The following is a 16,580-nucleotide window of genomic DNA, read 5'->3' as shown; positions in this document are numbered from 1 at the left end:
CCGCCCAGGCACGCCCTCACAGGTTGCCGGCAAACAGCTTGCGGATGAACATCGCCTTGAAGCTGGTGGCCTCGTCCAGCCCCAGGCGCTGCAGGTAGGCCGGCGGCGCCTCCTTGCCTTCCCACAGGCTCTTGACCGCCAGCGTCACCAGCTCCACCGGGTGCTGGGTGGCGCGCTTCAGGCGCTTCAGCGCGGTGACGATGTGCAGTTCGTCGGCCGTCAGGTCGGTGCCGAACGGGAAGGCCGGCAGCAGGCCGGCCTCGCTCCAAGGGTGCAGGATGTCGTCCAATGCGGCCGGCAGGTTGTGGCGGTAACGCTCGGGCAGCACCCAGCCGGCGGGCAGCTTGCCGTGGGCCTGGGCTTCGCGGATCAGGCCGTCCTGGAAGCGGCTGTCGGCGATGGCGATCAGCCGCTTGACCACCTCGCTGTCGACCTGGCCGCGCAGGTCGGCCACGCCGTACTCGGTGATGACGATGTCGCGCAGGTGGCGCGGGATGGTGACATGGCCGTAGTTCCAGACGATGCTGCTGTGCAGGCCGTCGGCGTTGTCGTGGGTGGCGCGCAGCATCAGGATCGAGCGTGCATCGGGCAGCGCATGGGCCATGGCCACGAAGTTGTACTGCCCGCCCACGCCGCTGACCACCTGGCCGTTCTCCAGCGCGTCGCTGGCCGCCGCGCCGAGCAGGGTCACCTTCATCGTGGTGTTCATGAAGCGGGCGTGGATGCGCTGCGCCCGCTTCAGCTCGGCATCGCCCGGATGGCCGCCGTAGAGCTGGTTGATCACGTCGATGCGGGTCATGTCGATGCGCGCCAGTTCCTGCGGCGGCATGCTGCGCAGCCGCTCATAGAAGGCATTCGGCCCCAGGAAGAAGCCGCCGGTCATCACGATGCCGTGCGCCAGCCGCGCGCCCAGCAGGTGGCTGCACAGGGTGCCGACGGCCTGCGGGTCATCCAGGTCGGTGCTGCAGCGGTGCGTGCCCAGCACCAGTTGCCGACCTTCCAGCCGGACCCCCGGGCGCAACACGCCGAAGTGCAGCAGGAAGTCGACATCGGCCGCCCGCAGCGGCGACTGGATGCGCCCGGCGCTGCGCAGCGCCGCCAGCGTGGCCGGCGTCACCGTCTCGTCGGCGATGGCGCCGCTGTTGAGCAGGCGCTGCAGCACGGCATCGGCGAACACCTCGCGCCGCACGATGCCGGCGTCGATCAGCTGCAGGAAGCCGTTGACGAACATCTCGGAGCAGCCGTACAGGCCGCGGTCGAAGCGGCCGGTCTGGCGCGGTGGCGTGCCGTTCAGGCCGTCCAGGCCGTCGGGGCACAGGCGCTGCAGGATGGCGCGGTATTCGTCGCCATGGCGCTCGCGCACCAGCAGGGCCTGGGCGATGGCGTCGCCCAGCGAGCCGATGCCGATCTGCAGCGTGCCGCCATCGGCCACCAGGCTGCTGGCATGCAGGCCGATGGCGTAGTCGGCGGTGCTCACCTTGCCGTTGGGCGGGCCGAAGAGCCGGTGGGTGGCGGCCGGGTCGGTCACCACGATGTCGAAGAAGCCCGGCGCCACCGCCGCGCCGTTGGGCATGAACGGCATCTGCCGGTTCACCACACCCACCTTCAGCAGCGGCACGCCCTCGGCGGCGAAGCGTTCGACCACCTCGAACACCACATCGGGATTGCTGCTGACCGACAGCTGCCAGCCGTCGCCCGTGCCCTGTTCGGCCACCGCCTGGGCGATCACGTTCATGCCCTGCAGCAGCATGTCGCGGGCCACGAAGGTGTAGTTGGTGGAGATGTAGCCCTGCTGCGCCACCGGGTTGGTGAGGTAGTCGCCGGTCTTCAGGAAGAACTCCCGGACCTCGATGTTCGGCGGCAGGCCGGCGCCGCGCAGCGCCTTGACGTAGTCCAGGTCGGGGTAGTCGCCGAACACCCGCTCGACCAGCGGCTCCAGGAAGTGGCGTTCCAGATCGCTCTTGCCCACCGGCTTCTCCAGGCTCAGCGCGGTGACGATGGTCAGCCGGCGGCCGGGGGTGGCCGCGATGCGGCGGTACAGCGCATTGACGAAGGCATTGGGTTTGCCGATGGCCAGTGGAATGCCCAGCACGATGTCGCCCGGCACGGCGGCCAGCACCGCCTCCACGGCGGCTTCGAGGTGGTCGATCACGCGGGGCGTGGGCATGGCGGTCTCCGGGTCGTGGTGGTTGCTGCCGCCAGTCTCGCCCGGCGCGGGGTGATGCGGCTTGACCTTGGGCAAGCGCCGCCGGGGCGGCCAAAAGTGCGCAGTCGTCCCGTCCGGGCTCCGCTCTGTGGCCCCCGCGGCGGCAGGCTTTGTGTTTGAATCGATGCAAACCATCGTGCCTGCCATGACGCCTGATTCCAAGCCTGCCGCTCCCGCGGCGATCACCGCTGCCCAGGCGCTGCAGCGCCGCCGCGCCATCAGCCTGGCGGTGACCGGTCTCGGCGCTGTCGGCCTGGGCGCGATGCTGGGCCACGGCCTGGGCCAGAGCCTGACCGCCCAGCTGCCGACCGGCTGGTCCGCCGCGCTGCCGGCGCTGGTGGGTGCGGCGGTGTCGGCGGTGCTGGTGCCGCTGGTCGGCTGGGCGGCCATCCGCATCGTGGCGCCGGCGTTGCCCAGGCCCGAGGCCCGGCCTGCCAAGCCTGCTGCGCCGGCCGCCCCGGCCACGGTCACCCGGCTGCGCCCGGTGCCGGCGGCCGACACCGCCCCGGCACCGCTGGTGGCCCCGGGTGATGCCCAGGCCCCGGCGCGCGACGCGCTGACCGGCGCCTACACCCAGCAGCATTTCGTCGCCGCCGCCGACCGCGAGTGGTCGCGCATCCGCCGCCATGGCGAAGATGCGGCGCTGCTGATGGTCGATGTCGACCATTTCAAGCGCCTGAACGACGAGCACGGCACCGCCGCCGGGGATGCCATGCTGGTCGAGATCACCCGCCTGGCCTCGTCGACGCTGCGACCGTACGACCTGCTGTCGCGCTTCGGCGGCGGCGTGCTGGTGGTCTACCTGCCGCACACCGATCCGCTGGGTGCGCTGGACGTGGCCGAGCGCATCCGCGAGCGGGTGGCCGGTCTGCGCCTGGCCTGGCAGGGCAAGAGCGTGAAGGCCACCATCAGCGTCGGCGTGGCCGGCATCGGCGCCGCCCATGCCGGGCTGGACGCCGTGATCGGCGATGCCGGTGCCGCGCTGCGCGAGGCCAAGAGCGCCGGCCGCAACTGCGTGCGCGCCGCGCCCATTCCGCCGCGGCAGAACCACACGCCGGCGCGGTCGGCAGGCTGAGCCACACTCAGCCCAGGCGCAGCGCCTGCACCCGGCCGGTCATCTCCAGGTAGCCCAGGCCGGCGCGGGCACCACCCGGCGCCAGCAGCTCGGCCAAGCCTTCCCAGTACACCGTGCCCACGCTGGCGCGACTGTCCAGCTCCTGCGCATCCAGCAGCGCACGCAGCGTGAAGCGGCCGGCCGGCGTGCTGATCGCCCAGTCCACCGGGTAGCTGGCGCCGGTGGCCGGGCTGGCCCAGCGCCGCTGTGCGGTGAACACCACCTCCTCAGGCGCGAAGGCACGCACTGCGCCGCCCGCCGGCCGGTGGCTGCCGCCGGCCCAGACCACCGAACCATCGGCCCGGCGCAGCTGGAAGGCGGTGAGCGCGCCGCCATCGGCCAGGTTGATGCCGATCCAGTCCCAGCCCACCGCGCCGGGGGCCAGCAGTTCATCGCTCCATTCATGGTCCAGCCAGCCGCGGCCGTCCAGCACCGGCCCGCCGGGCCGCAGGCGGCCGCGCGCCGCCAGCTGCGGCTGGGTGTAGTAGTGGCTGGCCTGCTGCGGCTGCGGTCCCTTGCGGGAGAAGCCGGCGTCGCCCTGCAGCAGCAGCGGCTGGCTGGGCGTCAGCTGCAGGTCCAGCGCGATGCCGGCTTCGGGCGCCGGCAGGGCGGCGGTGTAGGCGCCGCTGGCGGCATCGCGCACGAAAGTCCAGCGGCCCAGGGCCACGCGGGTGTCGGCGCGGGCGGCACGGGCCTCGGGCAGGGCCTCGTCGCCTGACCAGCGGGCGATGCGCTGGGCATGGTCGTGGCGCTGGGCGGTCACGTCGGTCACCGCGGCATGGGCGAACAGCAACTGCCGCGGCGCAAAGCGGCCGGGCAGATCGCCCGCCACGCCGGTGCGGCTGCGGAAGAAGGTGACCTGCCAGCCCAGCAGTGCGCCGCCGCTGCCGGTGAGCCAGCCGGTGGCATACCACCATTCGATGCGCGCGCCAGGGTGGGCACCGTGGTCACGCGGGAAGCGCAGCTGGCGGCCGGCAGCGATGCGGTCTTCTTCCGCTGTGGCGCGAGCCGGCCGGGAGGCCGCCAGTGCGGGTGCGCCTGCCAGCCAGGCCAGCAACCGCCGCCGCCGCGGGCTCACCAGTCCTCCTTCACGGCCAGCACGGCCGAACGGCCGGCCGCGCGGCGGGCGCTCCACAGCGCGGTGGCCACACCGGCGGCCAGCACCGCGCCGGCCAGCGCCGCCAGCCGCGGCACCGGCACGGACAGCGGCATGGTCCAGTGGAAGCTCTGCGGGTTGACCACATGCACCAGCACCACCGCCATCGCCAGACCCAGGGCCAGGCCGATCAGCGCGCCGGCGGCCAGCCAGGCAGCCGCCTCGGCGCCCACCAGGGCGATGACCTGGCGGCGCGTCAGCCCCAGGTGGGCCAGCAGGCCGAACTCCTTGCGGCGGGCCAGCACCTGGGCCGACAGGCTGGCCGCCACGCCCACCAGCCCCACGCCGATGGCCACCGCCTGCAGGTAGACGGTGACGGCGAAGCTGCGGTCGAAGATCTTCAGCGACAGCGCCCGCAGGCTGCTGGTGCTGGCGATGTCCAGCGGCAGGGCGCTGCCGGCGGCCTGCTGCAGCGCCGCCTCCACCGCCGCAGGTGCGGCGCCGGGCGCCAGCCACAGCGCCAGGTCGTTGACGCGGGTGTCGCCGGTCAGCCGCTGGTCGTCGGCCGCCTCGATCGCCACCGCGCCGAACTGGCGGGCGTAGTCGCGCCAGATGCCGCGCACGAAGAAGCGCACGGGACCGGCGCCGGGCAGGGTCAGGGTGATGGTCTGGCCGGGCTGCCAGCCGTGGATGGCCGACGCCGGTTCGCTGACGAAGGCGCCCACCAGCCCGGACGCATCCGCCGGCACCGGCAGCACCGCGCCCAGCATCGGCAGGCTGCTGCCATCGGCGCCCAGCGGGCGCGACAGCAGTGTCAGCGCCGGCTGCTGCGGGTCGATCACCAGCGGCCGCTGGCGGGTGGCCACCACCCGGGCCACGCCGGGCAGCGTGGCGGCCTGTGTCACCAGCGCGGGTGGCAGGAAGACCGGATCGGCCAGGCTGCCGCTGCCGCTGGCGCGGGCATACAGGTCGGCGGGCAGCGCGGTGTCGAGCCAGGCGCTGACGGCCTCGCGGAAACTGGCCACCATCACCGTGATGGCCACGCTCAGCGCCAGGCTGGCGACCACGCCGGCCACCGTGGCACTGGCCGTCTGGCGGGCGAAGCGGGCGCGGCGCAGCGCCAGCAGCAGCACCGGCGACGCCAGCGCGCCTTGCCGCGCCAGCAGGGCCTGCACGGCGGCCGGCACCAGCACCACGCCACCGGCCAGCAGCGCGGCCACGGCTGCATAGGCCGCCAGCGGCAGGCCGCCCACGGGCGGCAGCAGGGCCAGCACGCCGCCAGCGGCCAGCAGCGCCAGGCCGGGCCACACCGGCGCGGCGCCGCTGTCGTGCCCGCCCAGGCCCTTCAAGGCCAGCGCCGGCGACAGCGCCTCGGCCTGCCGCGCCGGGAACCACGCGCCCGCCACCGCCGCCGCCGTGCCCAGCGCAAAGCAGGCTGTCAGCGCCAGCGGCGGCCAGGCCAGTGCCGGCGCACCGCCGCCGAAGTAGCCGCCGCCCAGGTCACCGCCCAGCAGGCGCAGCGCCAGCGCCGCCAGCCCGGCGCCGCCGGCCAGGCCCAGCGCGCTGCCGGCCAGGCCCACCACCGCGCTTTCGGCCAGCACCAGGGCGCGGCGGTCCCGCGCGGCCAGGCCCAGCACGCCCAGCAGGGCCAGGGCCGGCGTGCGCTGTGCCACCGACAGCGAGACCACCGAATACACCAGGAAGCCGCCCACGAGCAGCGCCACCAGGGCCAGCACGCCGAGGTTCACCCGGTAGGCCCGCGACAGGTTGGAGACCCGCTGCACCGCGTCATCGGCCTGGGCCCAGCGCACACCGGCGGGCAGGGCGGTGGCGGCCTGCCAGGCGCCGATGTCGGTGCCCGGCTGCAGCTTCAGGTCGATGCGGGAGAGCCGGCCGGCGCGGTCGAAGCGCGCCTGGGCGGCGGCGATGTCGACCACCACCAGCGCCCGCCCGGCCGCCGCCACCGTGCCGGCCACGGTGAACACCTGCGGGCCGGCCGCGGTGGGCAGCACCAGCCGGCCGCCGGTGCGCAGGCCCAGGGCCTTCAGCGCGGCCGGGTTCAGGAAGGCGGCGTCGGGTGACAGGAAGCCGCTGCGGCCGCCGTCGGCTGCCCCGGCATCGGGCCGCGGCAGCAGGTCGGGTGCCACGCTGGCGATGGTCAGCGCATCCACGCCGGCCAGGCGTAGTGCCACGCCGGCCTGGCGCAGGCCAGGCTCGGGTGCCACCGGGGCGCCGGCCGGGTCGTCAGCGCCTTCGCGCCAGCCGCGCACGTCCAGTTCCAGCACCGGGCTGGCCTGGGCGACGGCGGCATCCAGCACCAGGCGGGCGTAGAGGGCATCGTCGAAGCCCTCGGTGCCACTGGCAGCGGCCGTGGCATCGGGCTGGCCGTTGACCGAGCGCACCGCCTGGGCGAACTCGGCCAGCGCCGAGGCATTGATCATCTGCACCGAACTGGCCAGCGCCACCCCCAGGGCCACGGCCAGCAGCGCCACGCCGTGGCGCCACGGGTGGTGGCGCCATTCGGCGAGGGAGAGCTGGAACAGGTGGCGCCACATCGGCGCGATGGTACGGGGCAGGCGCCGACCTTCCGCGCCGCGCGGCCAGCCGGCGTCAGGCCGCGGCCAGTGCCTCGCGCACGAAATCCAGCCGGTCCTGGCCGAAGAACAGGGTGTCGCCGACAAAGCAGGTGGGCGCGCCGAACACGCCGCGGGCAACCGAGGCCTCGGTGTTGGCCACCAGCGCCGCCTTCACCTCGGCATCGCCCACCAGGGCCAGGAAGGCGGCGGGGTCGAAGCCGGCCGCCTGCAGCACCGCGGCCAGCTCGGCAGCATCGCCCAGGTTGCGTGGTGCCACCCACATCGCGTGCCAGACAGCATCGGCATAGCGCTGGAAATCGCCCGGCTGGCGCAGCAGCAGGCCCGCTGCGCCGCGCATCAGCGTCAGCGTGTTGATCGGAAAGAACGGGTTGCGCTGGTAGGGCACGCCCCAGCGCCGGGCCCAGCGCGGGATGTCGGCATTCATCCAGGCGCCCTTGGCCGGCACGCTGACCGGGCTGGCATTGCCGGTGGCCTTGAACACGCCGCCCAGCAGCATCGGGTGCCAGACCAGCGTGGCGCCGGTGTCGTCGGCGATGCGCTGCACCTGGGTGGCGGCCAGGTAGGCGGTGGGGCTGCCGAAGTCGAAATGGAACTCCAGGGTCTTGGCGGGCATGGCGGGTCTCCGGGCGCGTTGGGGTGCTGGCGCGAGGTTAGCGCCAGCTGCGCGCACGGCCGTCGCCTGGGCGTCAGTCCGCGGGTGGTGGTGGCGGGCTGGCCGGGGCGGCGGCCGGTGTGGACGGTGCCGACGCCGCGGTGAAGGCCTGCAGCGGCGGCCGGCACATCTTCTCGCCATCCCATTGCTGGCCGCACCAGCACTGGCCGTCGGCGTTGATGATGCAGGTGCCGGTGCCGCAGCAGCGCGGGTCGTCGTTCATGCCGGTGTCTCCGGGGCGTTGGAAGGGCCCGCATCATCGCGGCATTGCTGCTGCAGTGCCGCCCAGCCGGCCGATCCCAGACGTTCCATCGTGGCCATGTTCACCTCGTAGATCTGCTCGGCCTCGGGGAAGGCCTCGACGGCCTTGTCGATGCTGTCTTCGCGGATCAGGTGCAGGGTGGGGTAGGGCGAGCGGTTGGTGGCGTTGGTCACGTCGTCCACCTCGGTGCCGTCGAACTGGTACTGCGGGTGGAAGCTGGCCACCTGCAGCACGCCTTCCAGGTCCAGCTCGGCCACGGTGTCTTCGGCCACGGCGGTGAAGTCGTTGTAGTCGGCAAAGTCGGTCAGCACCAGCGGGTGGATCAGCAGCGTGGTCTCCAGCTTGTCGGGCTTGGCTTCTGCCAGGCGCTCCAGTTCGGTGATCAGGTCGGCCAGCAGGGCGGCGGGGTCGGTGGCGGTGCTCACCACGTAGCGCACCAGGCCCTTGACCTGCGGCGCCTTGGCGAACGGGCACAGGTTCAGGCCGATCACGGCACGGTCGACCCAGGCACGGGTCTCGGCCAGCACGCGGGTTTGGTCGTCGGGGGTCATCGCGGGGTCTGCATCCTCAGTTGGCGGGCGGCTTCCTCGGCCTTGGCATCGTCGATGACGGCCAGCACGTCGCCCAGGTTCACGGGTGTCTTCGGCGCGGCGAAGTGGCCGGTCAGCGGGCTGTCCGGCTGCAGCAGGCCCTTCTCGTACAGCGCCCAGATCTCGCGGCCGTAGTCGGTGGCCAGCAGCTCGGGCGCAAAGCGGCCGAAGTAGTGCCGCAGGTTGGCCACGTCGCGCTCGAGCATCGCGCTGGCGTGGTTGTTGCCGGCGGCATCCACCGCCTGCGGCAGGTCGATGATCACCGGGCCGTCGGCGCCGACCAGGATGTTGAACTCGCTCAGGTCGCCATGCACCACGCCGGCGGCCAGCATGCGCACCACCTCGCGCACCAGGGTGGCATGGTGGGCGCGGGCCTCGTCGGGCGTGAAGGCCATGTCGTTCAGGCGCGGCGCGGCATCGCCGGCGGCATCGCACACCAGCTCCATCAGCAGCACGCCTTCATGGAAATTGATCGGCCGCGGCACCCGCACGCCGGCGGCGGCCAGGCGGTAGAGCGCATCCACCTCGGCGCTCTGCCAGGCGGCCTCCATCGCCTGGCGGCCGAACTTGGTGCCCTTGGCCATGGCGCGGGCCTGGCGGCTGTTCTTGGTCTTGCGGTTCTCGGTGTAGTCCACCGCCTGGCGGAAGCTGCGGTGGGTGGCTTCCTTGTAGACCTTGGCGCACACCGTCTCGCCGCCGCTTTGCACCACGAAGACCATCGCCTCTTTGCCGCTCATCAGCTGGCGCTGCACGCTGTCGATCAGGCCTTCGTCCAGCAGCGGCTGCAGCCGCGAGGGGGTTTTCATCGCGGCATTGTCGCCGGCCGGCCTGGCGGCAGTCCCGGGTGCCCGCTGGGCACCAGGCGCGGGAATGAGGCAGCATCGGTGCCTTGTCCACCCACCACGAGGAGAAGCCATGCCCTTCCGACATTGGTTGCCAATGGGCGCGTTGCTGCTGTCGTTCGCATCGGTCGCGCAGGAAGTCACGCTGACCCGGCTGGATTGCGGCAGCGGCACCAACGACCCGCGGCGCTTCACCGACACCTTCGCCTACACCGAGACGAGCAGGCCCTTCACCTTCAGCTGCTACCTGATCCGACGCGGCAGCGACGTGATGGTCTGGGACACCGGCTTCCTGCCGGGCTCGACGCCGAACGCCACCAACAAGCCGCTGGCCGACCTGCTGAGGCAGGCCAACGTCAACCCCGATGATGTGAAGCATGTGGGCATCAGCCACTTCCATGCCGACCACACCGGCCAGCTGGCGGTGCTGAAGAACGCCACGCTGCTGATCGGCAAGGGCGACTGGGACGGCATCACCGCCACCCCGCCGATGGCCGGTGCCAACGTCAAGGGCTTTGCCGAGTGGATCGCCGAGAAGCGCAAGGTCGAGCCGCTGACCGGTGACAAGGACGTGTACGGCGACGGCAGCGTGGTGGTGCTGCGCGCGCCCGGCCACACGCCCGGCCACAGCATCCTGCTGGTGCGCCTCAAGGAGATGGGGCCGGTGCTGCTGAGCGGCGATGCGGTGCACTTCATCGAGAACTACACCGGCTTCGGCGTGCCCGGCTTCAATGTCGACCGGGCGCAGACCCTGGCCTCGATCCAGCGCATGCAGGAGATCCAGAAGAACCTGAAGGCGACGGTGATCATCCAGCACGACCCGCGCGACATCGACAAGCTGCCTGCCTTCCCCGCGGCTGCGCGGTGAGCCGCCGGCGCCGGCATCCGGCCCGCCGCGCCGCCTTGGCGGCGGGCGCGCGGGCGGCGCTGCCCAGCCTGCCGGCCGTGGCGGTGTGGGGCGTGGTCACCGGCGTGGCCATGGTCAAGCTGGGCCTGGCGCTGGCGACATCGCTGGGCATGACCTTCATCGTCTACTCTGGCACCTCGCAGCTGGCGGTGCTGCCGCTGATGGCCACCGGCACCGCGGTGCTGACCATGGTGCTGGCCGCCGCGCTGGCCGGCCTGCGCTTCGTGGTCTACAGCGCGGTGCTGTCGCGCCACCTGGCGCGGGTACCGCTGCCGCTGCGGCTGGGCACCTGCTTCCTCACCATCGACGGGCCGCTGGCCGTGCTGATGCAGGCCCAGGCCCGCGGGACGCTGGTGCAGCGCGTGGCCCTGCTGAACGGCGCCAACCTGGTGACCGCAGCGGTGTGGTGTGGCAGTTCGGTGCTGGGCATCGCGCTGGCGTCGTTGCTGCCGCTGGGGCCGGAGCTGGGCTTCCTGGCCGTGCTCGCCTTGCTGGCCTTTGCGGTGCCGATGCTGCAGGGGCGGCCCGCCTGGTCGGCCGCCGTGGCCAGCGTGGCGGTGGCCGTGGCGGCCGCCGATTGGCCGCACCGCCTGGGCACCTTTGCCGCGGTGCTGGCTGGCGTGGCGGCGGCGCTGTGGATGTCGCCCCGCCCGCCGGCGGCACCACAGGCGCAGCCGGAGCAGGCTGGCTGACCCATGCACTACAGCCCGCTCGAACTGTGGCTGCTGATCGGCCTGCTGGCGCTGGTGACGCTGGGCGCGCGCAGCTTCTTCGTGCTGTTGCCGCGGCGCTGGCAGCCGCGCGGCCGGGTGGAGCAGGCGCTGCGCCACGCACCGCTGGTGGCGCTGCTGGCCATCACCGTGCCCGAGGTGACGCGCCAGCTGCCCGCCGCCTGGCAGCAGCCGCAGCCGCTCTGGGCCGTGGCCACCGATGCACGGCTGCTGTCGGCGCTGGTGCTGGTGGCGGTGGTGCGGGCCACCCGCAGCACCCTGTGGGGCTTGCTGGCGGGCATCGGCACCTTCCTGCTGGCAGGGCCGCTGCGGCCATGACCGGCGGCTGCCGACCAGCGACACTGCGCGCCCCATGACCATCCTGCTCGCGCCCATGGAGGGCCTGCTCGACCATCCGCTGCGCGAGGTGCTGACGGCGGTGGGCGGCATCGACCGCTGCGTCACCGAGTTCATCCGCATCACCGACCAGCTGCTGCCCGAGAAGGTGTTCACCCGGGTGATGCCCGAGCTGCGCCACGGCAGCCGCACCCGTGCCGGCACGCCGGTGCGGGCCCAGCTGCTCGGCAGCGACCCGGCCTGCCTGGCCGACAACGCCGCCCGCCTGGCCGAGCTGGGTGCCGAGGGCATCGACCTGAACTTCGGCTGCCCGGCCAAGACGGTGAACCGCCACCGCGGCGGCGCGGTGCTGCTGGACGAGCCCGACCTGCTGCATGACATCCTGGCCGCGGTGCGGCGGGCGGTGCCGGCGCACCTGCCGGTGTCGGCCAAGATGCGCCTGGGCCACCGCGACGACGACGGCCGCATCGACGCCGCCCAGGCCCTGGCCGCCGGCGGCGCGGGTGAACTGGTGGTGCATGCCCGCACCAAGCTGCAGGGCTACCGGCCGCCGGCCTTCTGGCACAAGGTGGCCGACATCCGCGCGGCCGTGGCCATCCCGGTCATTGCCAACGGCGAGATCTGGACGGTGGCCGATGCCCAGCGTGCGCGGGCCGAATCCGGCTGCCACGGCCTGATGCTGGGCCGCGGCCAGGTGGCCGACCCCGGCCTGGCCTGGGCCCTGCGTGCGGCCGACGGCGCACCGCCGCACCTGGTGACCTGGGCCGAGCTGCTGCCCGGGCTGGCCCGGTTCTGGGATCTGGTGGCCCTGCAGGCCGCACCGCGCCACCGCGCCGGGCGGCTCAAGCAGTGGCTGAACCTGCTGCGCCGCCGCTACCCCGAGGCCCAGGCCGCCTTCGACACCGTGCGACCGATCACCGACCCTGCCGCGGTGCAGGCGGCGCTGTTCGGGCCGGCGGCGCCGGTCAGGGCAGGTTGACGTAGTAGCCCGTCACCATCATCAGCGCGCCACCCGACATCGTGTCGCCCGAGCCGTTGACGTGGTACACGCCACGCGGACTTTCGCCAGGGCCGAAGAAGGCCAGCACATCGTGGTTGATGAAGATGCGCACGCCCAGGGCGCTGCTGGGCCCGCGCACGCCGGTGAACGGCAGGGTGGCATAGCCCGAGCCGCCGAAGCTGGACTGGAAGAAGCCGTTGGGCAGGGTGCCGGCGCCAGTGTCCACATAACCGGCGATGTGGGTGACCACCAGGCGCTTGCCTGCCGGCACCGTGCTGAAGTTGAAGCTGCACACCGTGGTGGTGCGGCAGCCCAGGTCGGACAGGGTTTCCTGGAAGGGGCTGCGGCCTGGTTCGTCGATCGACTGCACCAGGGCGGCGCGGGTCTGTGCCTGCGCGGGCAGCGCGCCCAGCAGGCTGGCTGCGGCCACGGCGAGCGCGGCCCGCAGGCATCGGATGGGGAAGCGGTGCTGTGTCATCAACGGTCTCCTTGGGTGGTCTGGGCAGGGGCGCGGCGGTGCCGGCGGGCTGCGGCGGCAGCCAGCCACGCCGTCAGGGCCAGCACGGCGCTGCCCGGCTCGGGCACGGTGCCGGTGTCGGGCAAGGTGATGCGCAGGGCATAGCGGCTGTCGCCCAGGTACAGCGGCACGCCCAGGCCGGTGAAGCCATCGGACAGGACGCCGCCGCTGTTCTCGGCCACCGACATGTTGGCGAAGACGCCGATGGCCAGCAGGTAGTCGCCTGCGGTCAGCACCGGGGCCAGCATGAAGTCGCCGCCCACGCTGAAGGCCTGCAGGTAGTTCGAGTCCAGCCAGGTGGCCGTGGCCGGGTTGGTGCCGCTGAACAGCGTGACGTAGGGGTCGATGCCGCCCAGCGCGTGGCCGGTGCTCTCGATCCGGACCTGGCCGCCCACGGCCAGATGCAGTGCGTGCAGGGCCACGTTGTTGGCCACGGCCGCGTCGTCGGTGAACTGCGCCGCCCCCAGGTCAGACGCCACCAGGGCCGTGTTGGTGCTGTCGCCGAGCGCGCCAGTGAAGGTGATGACACTGGCCAGCACCGGCCCACCCATGGCGGCCAGGCCCAGGGTGGCCAGGTGCCGAAGAGACGTGTGCGACATGTCGTGGCTCCATGCGTCCGATGTGGCCGCTGATGGAGTGTGGGGAGGAAGGGACTGCGCCGCAACGCCGAGGCGGCCTGCATCCAGGGGACACGCATCCCCTCTTCGGATGATGGTGTCAGCGCGCCGGTGCCCGCGCCAGGATCACCAGCAGCACCCCGCCCAGCACCGCCAGCGAGGCGCCCAGCAGCGCCGGCGTGAGCGGTTCGCCCAACAGGGCCACGCCGCCGCCGGCGGCCAGCACCGGCACCGCCAGTTGCAGGATGGCCGCGCGGGTGGCGGTCAGCCCACGCAGCGCGGTGTACCAGACCGCATAGCCGGCGCCCGAGGCCAGCGCGCCCGAGGCGATGGCCAGCCCCAGGCCAGCGCCATCCCAGCGCGCCTGGCCGGCCAGCAATGCGCTCACCACCAGCGCCATCGGCGTGGCACGAATGAAGTTGCCGGCCGTCACCGCCGTCGGATCACCACCCGCGGTGCGGCCACGCAGGGTGTAGACCGCCCAGGCCACGCCGGCGCTGCCCATCAGCAGCCCGGCCGACAGCGACGGCGTGGCCAGCCCCGGCAGCAGCAGCGCCACCAGGCCGGCGCTGGCGGCGGCCAGGCCCCACCATTGCAGCGGCCGCAGCCGCTCACCCCGCCACAGGCCCCAGCCGATCATCGTGGTCTGCACCACGCCGAACAGCAGCAGCGCCCCGGTGGCCGCGCTCAGGCTGACATAGGCGAAGGAGAAACCCGCGGCATAGACGAACAGCGCCAGCGCCGCCGTCCAGTCGCCGGCCGCCCAGGGCGCGCCCGCGCCGGGCCGGCCGCGGCCGCGCCAGGCCACCAGCAGCGCCAGCACCAGCGCGCCCGAGGCCAGGCGCATGCTGGTGAAGCTGGCGGGGTCGATGGCGGTGTGCTTCAAGGCCAGCCGGCACAGCAGGCTGTTGCCGGCAAAGGCCAGCAACGCCAGACAGGTGAGGGCAGCCGTGCGCAGCAGGTGGGGCGCGGCCACCATGTCAATCGGCAGCCACGGCGCGCTCGGCGCCCCAGGCGCGCAGCGCGGCCAGGGCCTCGGCCCGTGTCACCGACAGCGGCCGGGTGCGGCGCAGCTCGGCCAGCACGTCGGCGGCCACCGCGCCACGGCCGGCGGCCAGGGCTTCGTAGCGGGCGGCCACCGCGGCGGCCTGCACCTCGGCGCCCGAGAAGCCGGCGCTGGCCGCCACCAGGGCCGGCAGCTCGGCCTCGCCGCAGACGATCTTCAGCTTGCCCAGGTGGATGCGCAGCAGCGCGGCGCGGGCGGCCTCGCCCGGCAGGTCGATGAAGAAGATCTCGTCGAAGCGGCCCTTGCGCAGCAGCTCGGGCGGCAGGGCCTCGATGTCGTTGGCGGTGGCCACCAGGAAGACGCGGCTGCGCCGCTCGGCCATCCAGGTCAGCAGCGTGCCCAGCAGGCGGCGGGCGGCACCGGTGCCGTCGCCATCACCCTGGGTGCCGGCCAGGCCCTTCTCGATCTCGTCCATCCACAGCACGCAGGGCTGCATGCTGTCGGCCATGCGCAGGGCCTCGCGCAGCTTGCGCTCGCTCTCGCCCTGGAACTTGTCGTACAGCGCGCCGAAATCCATGCGGAACAGCGGCAGCTGCCAGGCCGCCGCCGTGGCCTTGGCGGCCAGGCTCTTGCCGGCGCCCTGCACGCCCAGCAGCAGCACGCCGCGCGGCGGTGGCAGGCCGGTGTCGGTGCCGTCGAGCAGCGGCGCGCGGCGCAGCGCCAGCCAGCGCTTCAGGGCCTGCAGGCCGGCCACCTCGTCCATGGTGGGCAGCTGCTGCTCGAAGACCAGCAGCTCGGCCGCGCCCAGCGAGGCCTGCTTGGCCTGCAGCACCTGGGCCAGGTCGGCGGTGGTGATCTCGCCATCGCCCAGCGCCAGCCGGGCCAGGTGGCGCACCGCCGATTCCGGCAGGCCTGCGAGGTGGCGCTGCAGGCTGTCCAGCGTGCGGGCGCAGCCGGTCACGTCCTGCCCGGCGCGCAGGCGCTGGCGGCTGATCTCCTCGCGCAACATCTGCTGCACCCGCTGCGGCGTCATCGCCTCCAGCGCGAAGCGGCTGGACCAGGGTGCCAGCTCGGGCGGCACGGGCACCGCCTGGCCCACCAGGGCCAGCTTCATGCCGTGCAGGCCGCGCAGGCCCTTGCTGGCCGACCAGGCCCACAGCGCGCGCTGGCTGCGCCGGGCCACCGCGTCGGCCAGCGCGACCAGGCGCTTCTCTTCATGCGTCTCGACCACCACCAGCGGCGTCTGGGTGTCGAGCAGGGTGGCCAGGGCCTCGGCTTGGGCGGGGGTGGGCATCGTCAGTCCCGCCCGGCCGTTCCGAAGGGACTGACAGCCCCCTCGGGGGGCAGCGAACGAAGAGAGCGTGGGGGCAGCATGGCGTGATTCTGGCCGTGGTTCAGCCCGGCACGATGCCGGTGGCGGTCAGGCGCAGCACGCGGTCGGCCCGTGCGGCCGCGGCGGCCGAGTGGGTGACCAGCAGGCAGGCCGCGCCCTCACTGCGCACCTGGGCCACCAGCACGTCGAGCATGCGCTCGGCGGTGCTGGGGTCGAGGTTGCCGGTGGGCTCGTCGGCCAGGATCAGGGCCGGCTTGTGCACCAGGGCGCGGGCCAGCGCCACCCGCTGCAGCTGCCCGCCCGACAGCTGCGCCGGGCTGCGCCCGCCCAGGCCGCCCAGGCCCACCGCCGTCAGCAGGGCCTGCACCCGGTCATCGTCGGGCCGGCCCAGCAGCAGCAGCGGCAGGGCCACGTTCTCGGCCACGCTCAGGTGCGGCAGCAGGTGGAAGGCCTGGAACACGAAGCCCAGGTGCTCCCGCCGCAGCCGGGCGCGGTCGGGCTCGGCCAGGCCGCCCACGGCAGTGCCGGCCACGGTGATGGTGCCGGCATCGGCCGCATCCAGCCCGGCGATGCAGTTCAGCAGCGTGCTCTTGCCCACGCCCGATTCACCCAGCAGCGCGACGAACTCACCGGCCGCCAGCGTCAGGTCGACACCGGCGAACACTGGCGTGTCGCCATAGCGGCGCACCAGGCCCTGCAAGTGCAGGGCTGCCGTCATGCGCCCGCCCTGCACTTGCAGCGCCGCCGTCATGCGCCCGCCCTGCACCTGCAGCG

At 73.4% G+C, this 16,580-nt stretch carries 17 protein-coding genes; 5 read left to right on the top strand and 12 right to left on the bottom strand.

Annotated features, from left to right (window positions below; all coding sequences use genetic code 11):
• Nucleotides 1-16: 16 nt before the first annotated feature.
• Nucleotides 17-2,167: an acetyl-CoA hydrolase/transferase C-terminal domain-containing protein gene (locus tag FFT10_RS05740; RefSeq protein ID WP_137731816.1), complete on the bottom strand. Its 2,151-nt coding sequence runs from the start codon at nucleotides 2,165-2,167 to the stop codon at nucleotides 17-19.
• 184 nt (nucleotides 2,168-2,351) lie between these two features.
• On the opposite strand from FFT10_RS05740, the gene FFT10_RS05735 reads away from it, so the two are divergent.
• Nucleotides 2,352-3,281 (top strand): GGDEF domain-containing protein, encoded by a 930-nt coding sequence (locus FFT10_RS05735; protein ID WP_162520699.1) that lies wholly within the window; start codon nucleotides 2,352-2,354, stop codon nucleotides 3,279-3,281.
• 7 nt (nucleotides 3,282-3,288) lie between these two features.
• On the opposite strand, the gene FFT10_RS05730 is transcribed toward FFT10_RS05735, so the two are convergent.
• The 6 genes from FFT10_RS05730 to FFT10_RS05705 all read right to left on the bottom strand — a co-directional run bounded on the left by FFT10_RS05730 (nucleotide 3,289) and on the right by FFT10_RS05705 (nucleotide 9,323).
• Nucleotides 3,289-4,398, bottom strand: coding sequence for a lipocalin-like domain-containing protein (locus FFT10_RS05730; protein ID WP_373282464.1), 1,110 nt, complete (start codon nucleotides 4,396-4,398; stop codon nucleotides 3,289-3,291).
• Entirely contained in the window at nucleotides 4,395-6,971 is a 2,577-nt protein-coding gene (locus FFT10_RS05725; protein WP_137731814.1) for an FtsX-like permease family protein, read from the bottom strand. Before FFT10_RS05725 ends, FFT10_RS05730 begins: the two co-directional genes overlap by 4 nt.
• Nucleotides 6,972-7,026: 55 nt before the next feature.
• Entirely contained in the window at nucleotides 7,027-7,626 is a 600-nt protein-coding gene (locus FFT10_RS05720; protein ID WP_137731813.1) for a 2-hydroxychromene-2-carboxylate isomerase, read from the bottom strand.
• A 73-nt stretch (nucleotides 7,627-7,699) separates the two neighbouring features.
• Nucleotides 7,700-7,888, bottom strand: a complete 189-nt coding sequence (locus FFT10_RS05715) for a hypothetical protein (RefSeq protein WP_137731812.1) — start codon at nucleotides 7,886-7,888, stop codon at nucleotides 7,700-7,702.
• Entirely contained in the window at nucleotides 7,885-8,478 is a 594-nt protein-coding gene (locus FFT10_RS05710; RefSeq protein ID WP_137731811.1) for a DUF1415 domain-containing protein, read from the bottom strand. The genes FFT10_RS05715 and FFT10_RS05710 overlap by 4 nt, the downstream gene beginning before the upstream one ends.
• Nucleotides 8,475-9,323, bottom strand: coding sequence for a PA4780 family RIO1-like protein kinase (locus FFT10_RS05705; RefSeq protein ID WP_137731810.1), 849 nt, complete (start codon nucleotides 9,321-9,323; stop codon nucleotides 8,475-8,477). Before FFT10_RS05705 ends, FFT10_RS05710 begins: the two co-directional genes overlap by 4 nt.
• A gap of 109 nt (nucleotides 9,324-9,432) precedes the next feature.
• Here FFT10_RS05705 and FFT10_RS05700 point away from each other — a divergent pair, with 109 nt between their 5' ends.
• From FFT10_RS05700 to FFT10_RS05685, 4 genes are read left to right on the top strand one after another with little or no spacing between them, the layout of a single operon-like run.
• A complete protein-coding gene (locus tag FFT10_RS05700; protein WP_137731809.1) occupies nucleotides 9,433-10,227 on the top strand; it encodes an N-acyl homoserine lactonase family protein in 795 nt (264 codons plus the stop codon).
• Nucleotides 10,224-10,958 (top strand): AzlC family ABC transporter permease, encoded by a 735-nt coding sequence (locus FFT10_RS05695; RefSeq protein ID WP_137731808.1) that lies wholly within the window; start codon nucleotides 10,224-10,226, stop codon nucleotides 10,956-10,958. Before FFT10_RS05700 ends, FFT10_RS05695 begins: the two co-directional genes overlap by 4 nt.
• Nucleotides 10,959-10,961: 3 nt before the next feature.
• Nucleotides 10,962-11,315 carry an AzlD domain-containing protein gene (locus tag FFT10_RS05690; protein WP_137731807.1) on the top strand — a complete coding sequence of 118 codons (354 nt, stop codon included), beginning with the start codon at nucleotides 10,962-10,964 and terminating at the stop codon, nucleotides 11,313-11,315.
• A 34-nt stretch (nucleotides 11,316-11,349) separates the two neighbouring features.
• Nucleotides 11,350-12,312, top strand: a complete 963-nt coding sequence (locus tag FFT10_RS05685) for a tRNA-dihydrouridine synthase (RefSeq protein WP_137731806.1) — start codon at nucleotides 11,350-11,352, stop codon at nucleotides 12,310-12,312.
• Here FFT10_RS05685 and FFT10_RS05680 read toward each other — a convergent pair.
• From FFT10_RS05680 to FFT10_RS05660, 5 genes are all read right to left on the bottom strand, one after another.
• Nucleotides 12,299-12,811: a hypothetical protein gene (locus FFT10_RS05680; RefSeq protein ID WP_137731805.1), complete on the bottom strand. Its 513-nt coding sequence runs from the start codon at nucleotides 12,809-12,811 to the stop codon at nucleotides 12,299-12,301. The genes FFT10_RS05685 and FFT10_RS05680 overlap by 14 nt on opposite strands.
• Nucleotides 12,811-13,449, bottom strand: a complete 639-nt coding sequence (locus FFT10_RS05675) for a DVUA0089 family protein (protein WP_137731804.1) — start codon at nucleotides 13,447-13,449, stop codon at nucleotides 12,811-12,813. Before FFT10_RS05675 ends, FFT10_RS05680 begins: the two co-directional genes overlap by 1 nt.
• 118 nt (nucleotides 13,450-13,567) lie before the next feature.
• Nucleotides 13,568-14,446, bottom strand: a complete 879-nt coding sequence (locus tag FFT10_RS05670; RefSeq protein ID WP_137731803.1) for a DMT family transporter — start codon at nucleotides 14,444-14,446, stop codon at nucleotides 13,568-13,570.
• 1 nt (nucleotide 14,447) lies between these two features.
• Nucleotides 14,448-15,767 (bottom strand): AAA family ATPase, encoded by a 1,320-nt coding sequence (locus tag FFT10_RS05665; RefSeq protein ID WP_137731802.1) that lies wholly within the window; start codon nucleotides 15,765-15,767, stop codon nucleotides 14,448-14,450.
• Nucleotides 15,768-15,867: 100 nt separating this feature from the next.
• Nucleotides 15,868-16,524, bottom strand: a complete 657-nt coding sequence (locus tag FFT10_RS05660; RefSeq protein WP_137732071.1) for an ABC transporter ATP-binding protein — start codon at nucleotides 16,522-16,524, stop codon at nucleotides 15,868-15,870.
• Nucleotides 16,525-16,580 lie beyond the last annotated feature (56 nt).

The organism is Pseudaquabacterium pictum (assembly GCF_005403045.1).
Taxonomy (GTDB): Bacteria; Pseudomonadota; Gammaproteobacteria; order Burkholderiales; family Burkholderiaceae_C; genus Pseudaquabacterium; species Pseudaquabacterium pictum.
The sequence above is the reverse complement of the archived record's forward strand: the minus strand, read 5'-3'. Positions and strand labels throughout refer to the sequence as shown.